This is a genomic window from Bradyrhizobium viridifuturi, assembly GCF_001238275.1.
GTDB classification, from domain to species: Bacteria; Pseudomonadota; Alphaproteobacteria; order Rhizobiales; family Xanthobacteraceae; genus Bradyrhizobium; species Bradyrhizobium viridifuturi.
In genome coordinates, this window is sequence record NZ_LGTB01000033.1 from 112,394 (window position 1) to 118,883 (window position 6,490).

The window sequence follows — 6,490 nt, forward strand, 5'->3', positions numbered from 1 at the left end:
TCGGGGCGCTTACATCGCGGCGGACGGCGCGAGCGTACACGCATTGAACTTCACTTGTTAGACCCGCTCTGGTAGCATTGATGCCTGCGCGACGGTCCGCAAATGGCGACCGTCCAGATGCGACACTGTTACACGCGGCGCTCAATGCTGGATTCCATCCGCGAGGTATCTGCGATGGTTGCCATATCCTTGCGAGCCTTTCGTGCCACGCTTCCGCTTCTAGCTCTCGGTCTGGCGCCCGCGGTCTGCGCTCAGGGCACTCCGCCGGCGCCCATCAGCACGACGTTATTTCAGAATGTGCGCATCTTCGACGGCAAGGGCAGCTCGCTCTCGGCGCCGTCAAACGTCCTTGTAAGAGGCAACATCATCGAGCAAATCTCGGCGACGCCGATCACCGCCGAGCCCGGTAGCACCGTGATCGCCGGCAACGGGCGGACGCTGATGCCCGGCCTAATCGACAACCATTGGCACGCGATGCTGATCCGTACCAATCCCGTTCAGGCGATGGGCGACGTCGGCTTCAACAACATCGCCGCCGGCGTCGAGGCGACCGACACATTGATGCGGGGTTTCACAACGATCCGCGACCTCGGCGGCCCGACCTTCGGCCTGAAGGACGCCATCGACCAAGGATTGATCGCCGGACCGCGCATCTATCCCTCGGGCGCGATGATCACCGTGACCAGTGGACACGGCGATTTCCGCCAGTTATCCGATTTGCCGCGGACGATCGGCGGCATGCTGACGCGCATGGAACAGGTCGGAGGCAGTATGATCGCCGACAGTCCAGACGAAGTCCGCGTGCGCGTCCGCGAGCAACTCATGCAGGGCGCTTCCCAGATCAAGCTAACGGCCGGCGGCGGTGTCTCCTCGCCCTTCAGTCCGATCGACGTGTCGACCTTCACGGAGGCGGAGTTGCACGCCGCGGTCGAGGCGGCCGAGAACTGGGGGACTTACGTCGCGGTGCACGCGTTCACCCCCGAGGCGATCCAACGGTCGATCGCAGCCGGGGTGAAATGCATCGAGCACGGCTTCTTGATGGACGAGGCGACTGCGAAACTGATTGCGGACAAGGGCGTGTGGCTCAGCACGCAGCCGCTTCCCGAAGAAATGCGAACCGGCCTGGCGGCGGGATCGGTGCAGCGCGCAAAGGCCGATGAAGTCTGGCCCGGCATCAACAGGACCTACCAACTGGCAAGGAAATATAAGATCAAGACGGCATGGGGCACCGACGTTCTGTTCTCCGGGGCATTGGCTAAGCGGCAAGGCGCGATCCTCGCTTCACTCACCCGCTGGTACACGCCGAGCGAAGCGCTGGTCATGGCGACGTCGACCAACGCCGAATTGCTGGCTTTGTCCGGCAAACGCAATCCGTATCCCGGCAAGCTCGGGGTCGTCGAGCAGGGCGCGCTGGCCGACCTTCTGTTGGTCGACGGCAATCCGCTCGAAAATATCGATTTGGTCGCCGACCCTGCCAAGAATTTCAAGGTGATCATGAAGGACGGCAAAGTCTACAAGAACGCGAGTTGAAGCGGTGGCCGCCACTGAAAATTCGGACGTGCTGGAGCAGGCCGGCGAAGAACGCCTTGTAGTCGGTCAGCACAGGAAAATCGCGGTTCTGGAACAGCGTCGCCTGCGCGACCTGGACCTGCTCGCCGGCCATGCGGCCGCCGTTGCCTCGCCCATCACCCAATAGACGCTGCCATGGCCATGATCGGTGCCGCGGTCGCCGTTTTCGCGGAAGGTGCAGCCGAACTCGGAGATCACGACCACGACCGTATCGCGCCACATCTGAGGGCCGATCTCTTCCGAGAAGCCCCATTCGCCGAGATAGCCGGTCGCGGCGCCCTGGTTGATGTGGGTGTCCCAGCGTCCGACGTCGACGAAGCCGAGGTTGAACTGCTCGTGCATCAGGCGCCCGGAGCGGCGGCCGACGTCGCTACCTATGCCGGCAGCACGATCACCTTCGTCTTGACGGGCGTTCGCGAATAGAGGTCGAGCATGTCCTGGCTGAGGAGGCCGGTACAGCCGCTCGTAATGCCGTTCCCGATCGATTCGGGGTCGCTGGTGCTATAGATCGTGTAAAGCGTGTACACGCCATTTTGGTAGAGGTAGAGCACGCGGGCGCCGAGCGGATTGTCGAGACCTCCCGGCATGCCGCGGGCATATTTGCCCGCCTCCGGCTGGCGCGCGATCATCTCCTTGGGCGGCGTCCAGGTCGGCCATTCGGCTTTGCGCCCGACATACGCCTCCCCGTTCCACCGGAACCCATCGCGGCCGACATTGGCGCCATAGCGGGTCGCGTTTCCCTCACCTTCGATGCGGTAGACATAGTACTTGCCGGGATCGACGATGATCGTACCGGGCGCCTCATTGCTGTCGTAGCGCACTGTCTTGCGGAAATATTTCGGATCGACCTTCCTGACGTCGACCGCAGGGATCGGGAATTTCTCGTCGGGCACGGGGCCGTAGACCTTCTCCGCCTCGGCCAGGCTCATGTAGTCAGATGCGCAACCAGCCAGGCTAAGCGCGGCGAAACCGGCAGCGGAGCCGAACAGAAACGCCCGGCGGTTGACAAGGCGCGACCGATGACCAGGCAGAGCCCCCTCACCCATCGCGCCGGCGTCGGCAATTCCACGGTCCATCAACATGATTTCGGATTTCCCCTTGTCCCGTCGTACGCCCGGAGAAGACTTTGGCATACCGCAGGAAGGTGGAGAAAAGGTTCTTCGTCAGCCGGGGTCGAAAATCTCCTTGACGAAAACGCCCTAGGCCGGGTCCATTCCCTTGGACTTGAGCACGGCGGAACCGGCCGGACCGGTGAGGAACTCGATCAGCGATCTGGCCGCTGCCGGATCCTTGCTCGTGGACCCGATGCCGACCGCGAAGACGATCGCGCTGTTCAAATCACCGGGCAGAGGGCCGACCACCTGAGCCCCTGGAACCGCGGCAATTTCCGAGGCCTGTGCGACGCCCATTACGACTTCGCCCTTGGCGACGAGTTCGCCTGCTTCGGCGCCCGGCACCAGGACCGTCTTGGATTTCATCTGGTCGGCGATGCCGAGACGATCAATGACCTTGGCGAAATAGACGCCACTGGCACCGCCCTTCGCTGGATCGGCGTAGGAGATCGATTTGGCGGCGAGAAGCGTAGCCTTCAGTTTCTCCACCGTGCTGATGTCGGGCTTGGGCGCACCGGTATGTACCCCGACGGCGACATAGGAGCTGCCCACGTTGACGATGCTGCCCTCGGCAACCTTGCCCTGGGTCAGCAGACCCTCGAGGGCAGCGCGCGACAGGATCATCACATCTGCGGTTTCGCCCGCCTCGATCCGCTTCTTCAGATCGGCGATCGTGCTGTAGACGACGATCAGCTTGTTGCCGCTGCCGCTCTCGAACTTCGGGATCAGTTCGCCGAGTGCAGGGGTGAGCGCGACCGTGCTCATGACCTTGACGTCGGCGGCATGCGCGGCGGGTGCTGCCGCTCCCAGAGTTAACAGCAACGCCGCCGTGAGGGCGGCCCGCCGCGAGAAAAACCGTCCCATCATGGCTTGCTTGCCTCCCGGTTGGCTGGATCCCAAGCATAACCGAAGCGGAACAACGTCGCCCGCACGGCCTGCACCCGTTCGCCCACCATGCCGGCATGGCGTTGGTTTCGATATTTTGGCGGCGCCTTTCAAACCAAATTCAGGTCCTTCGGCTTGATGCCGGTGAAGATGCGCTCGAGGCTTGCCTGCTGCAGGCCGTAGACGTGCTGGATCAGGCCGGCGAAGAACGCCTTGTAGTCGGTCAGCACGGGAAAATCGCGGTTCTGGAACAGTGTCGCCTGGCTGACCTGGACCTGCTCGCCGGCCATCCGTCCGCCGTTGATGCCGCCGCCCATCACCCAATAGACGCTGCCGTGGCCGTGATCGGTGCCGCGGTCGCCATTCTCGCGGAATGTGCGGCCGAACTCGGAGATCACGACCACGACCGTATCGCGCCACATCTGAGGGCCGATCTCTTCGGAGAAGCCGGCAAGGCCCCGGCCCAGTTCGCCGAGACGATCGGCGAGATAGCCGGTCGCCGCGCCCTGGTTGACGTGGGTGTCCCAGCCGCCGACGTCGACGAAGCCGAGGTTGAACTGCTCGCGCATCAAGCGGCCGATCCGCCGCGCCGACAATTCGAAGCCGCGCGGCGACACCGCGCCGCGGTTGGCCGCCATCATCTCCTCGGAGACCGACTTGTAGACGTCGTCGCGAACGCGAAAACCCTCCGACACCGAATTGGCGAGATCGCCCTTCCCGTACATCTCCCTGATCAACCGCGCCTGGCGGTCGTCGACGCCGGGCTTGCTGACGCTGGCGATGCCGATGTTCGGGATCTGGTTCTGGCCGCGGAAGATCAGCGGCAGCTGGTCGGTGAAGGAGATCGGCTTCACCCGCGTCAGTTCGGTCGCGAGCCGGCTCATGAAGCCGGACCGGTAGTCGCGGCTGCCGCCGACCGCCTGCCCGAGCTCGATCGTGTCCTGGGTCTCGAAATGGCTGCGCGAGAGGTCGTCGCTGGTGCCGGCGAACGGGACGAATGCGATCTCGCGCTTGGCCCACAGCGGATAGATCGAATCGCGCAGCGCCGGATGCAGCCCCCAGCCGGCGTCGAGCGCCAGCGCCGCATTCGGATTGCCGACATCAGGCCGCGCCACCGCGAGCGTCGGGCGCGAGGCGTAGTAGAACTCGCTGCCGACCGGCACGACCACATTGGCGGCGTCGTAAGCGCCGCGCAGGAACACCACCAGCAGGCGCGCGTCGGTGGAGGGCGCCGCCCAGACCCGGCCGGCAAGGGTGAGCGAGGTGGAAGCGGCGAAGGCCTTGAGCAGTTCGCGGCGGTTCATTGCCGAACCTCCCTTTCAGTGCATGAACTCCGGTGACGACAGAAACAGCGTGTTCCAGTCCTGCGGCGAGACCGCCTGCTCGAGCGCGGCGAGCGTGGTCGGGCTCAGCGTCTGCCTGATGTTGCTGAAATAGAGGCCGTTCATCACGAGCGGAAACGCCGGCTGGTCGACTGCATTGGGCTCGTTCGGCTTGAACAGCCCGGCCGATCCCGAGCCGATCGCGCGCGCGATCTCGAAGCGCAGCATCATCTGGCCTGGACCGTTCCAGGCCGCAGACAGCATCGAATAGCCGTCGGGGGTCTCGTGGTTGAACAGGCCCTCGGACAGGCGATTGAGCCAGCCCTGGATCGGCAAGGTATTGAGGATCACCTTGTTGTCGTAGGCGAGCCGCACCGACGACATCACGTAGAGCACCGGGTCCTTGAACTTGGCGCCGCCCTTCAGGCTCGCCGTGAATTCCGGCGCATGAACCAGCGTCGACATCACGGCCGCGATATCGCCGTCGGTCTTCTGGAAGGTCTGCGCCATCTGCTGCACCAACGCGGGCGGCGGATTGTCGGACACGAAATAGGTCGCAAGCTGCTTTGCGATATGCGTTGCGGTCGCGGGATGACGGCACAGGATGTCGAGGGCCTCATCGACCTCGGCGAGGCCGCGGCCCTTGATCTGATGGCCCAAGAAAGTCTTGTCGCCGAAATCGTGCCGCGCCGGATTGAACTCGAACGCGCCCTCACGGACCAGCTGGGATTGCTGCTCGGGCTTGAGCTTCGGGTCTTCCGACTTGAAGTCGATGCCGACGCCGGTGAGGATCCGCGCCAAGGCCTCGACGTCGGCCTGGGTGTAGCCGGAGCCGACGCCCATGGTGTGCTGCTCCATGATCTCGCGGGCGTAGTTCTCGTTGAGGTGACCGGCTGCGTTGTCGGCGTTGTCGAGATAACGCAGCATCACCGGATGATGCAGCGTCGCCGACAGCAGGTTGCGGAATTTGCCGAGCGCGTTGGCGCGGATCGCGCGGTCCTCGTAATCGCCGACCAGCACGCGGATGTTGGCCTTGTACTGGTGGACGTTGAAGTGGTTGAACCAGAACCAGGTCAGCCGCTCGCGCAATTGATCGGGCGCATAGAGCGCGTGCAGGATGGTGCGGGCTGCGGCCTGCCTGGCGCGGTCGTTCATGGCCTGCTGATAGACCTGTTGCGCGGCCTTCTTCTGCTCCGGATCGGCGACCTGGTTGGCGGATTTGCCCTGCTGGTCGAACGAGGCCGCAATGTCGAACGGGAAGCGATGCACGTCGGGCATCGCTTCGATCTGCTTCTGGACGGCGGCCGGCAATGCGCTGCCAGCCGGATGCAGCTGCTCCTGCAGCCAGCGCTCGGTGCCGACCTCGCGCAGATGCGCAGCGCTGGACGCGTTGACGCCCCAGGTCAGGCGGTCGAGCAGCGCGATGTCCTGCGCCGCGAGCTCGGCCGCCCGCGCCGGCTGGTGGAACGCCACCAGCCCCGCGATCGTGCCGATCATCAATTTCGCGACTGTCCGCAATCCGAGTGTGGCCGTGATGCTCATCTGGGCTGACCTGCTCGGCTCATGGTGTCACGCCCTCAGTGTTTGCATTTGCCGGGAGGA

The 6,490-nt window shown here is 64.2% G+C and carries 5 protein-coding genes and 1 pseudogene; 1 reads left to right on the top strand and 5 read right to left on the bottom strand.

From position 1 onward, the window contains the following. Positions 1–174: 174 nt before the first annotated feature. Positions 175–1,530 carry a metal-dependent hydrolase family protein gene (locus tag ALC15_RS27640; protein WP_050630022.1) on the top strand — a complete coding sequence of 452 codons (1,356 nt, stop codon included), beginning with the start codon at positions 175–177 and terminating at the stop codon, positions 1,528–1,530. Here the strand turns inward: ALC15_RS27640 and ALC15_RS27645 are convergent. The 5 genes and pseudogenes from ALC15_RS27645 to ALC15_RS27665 all read right to left on the bottom strand — a co-directional run. Continuing rightward, a pseudogene (locus ALC15_RS27645) lies at positions 1,493–1,929 on the bottom strand (DUF1501 domain-containing protein); the annotation flags it as partial. The gene ALC15_RS27640 and the pseudogene ALC15_RS27645 overlap by 38 nt on opposite strands. Before the next feature lie 14 nt (positions 1,930–1,943). After that, positions 1,944–2,651: a L,D-transpeptidase gene (locus ALC15_RS27650; RefSeq protein WP_050630006.1), complete on the bottom strand. Its 708-nt coding sequence runs from the start codon at positions 2,649–2,651 to the stop codon at positions 1,944–1,946. Positions 2,652–2,768: 117 nt separating this feature from the next. Next, complete coding sequence (modA, locus tag ALC15_RS27655; RefSeq protein ID WP_050630007.1) at positions 2,769–3,545, bottom strand: molybdate ABC transporter substrate-binding protein; 777 nt, start codon at positions 3,543–3,545, stop codon at positions 2,769–2,771. Between the two features lie 131 nt (positions 3,546–3,676). Further along, positions 3,677–4,870 (bottom strand): DUF1501 domain-containing protein, encoded by a 1,194-nt coding sequence (locus ALC15_RS27660; protein ID WP_050630008.1) that lies wholly within the window; start codon positions 4,868–4,870, stop codon positions 3,677–3,679. A 15-nt stretch (positions 4,871–4,885) separates the two neighbouring features. Next, entirely contained in the window at positions 4,886–6,430 is a 1,545-nt protein-coding gene (locus ALC15_RS27665; RefSeq protein ID WP_050630009.1) for a DUF1800 domain-containing protein, read from the bottom strand. Between the last annotated feature and the right edge of the window lie 60 nt (positions 6,431–6,490).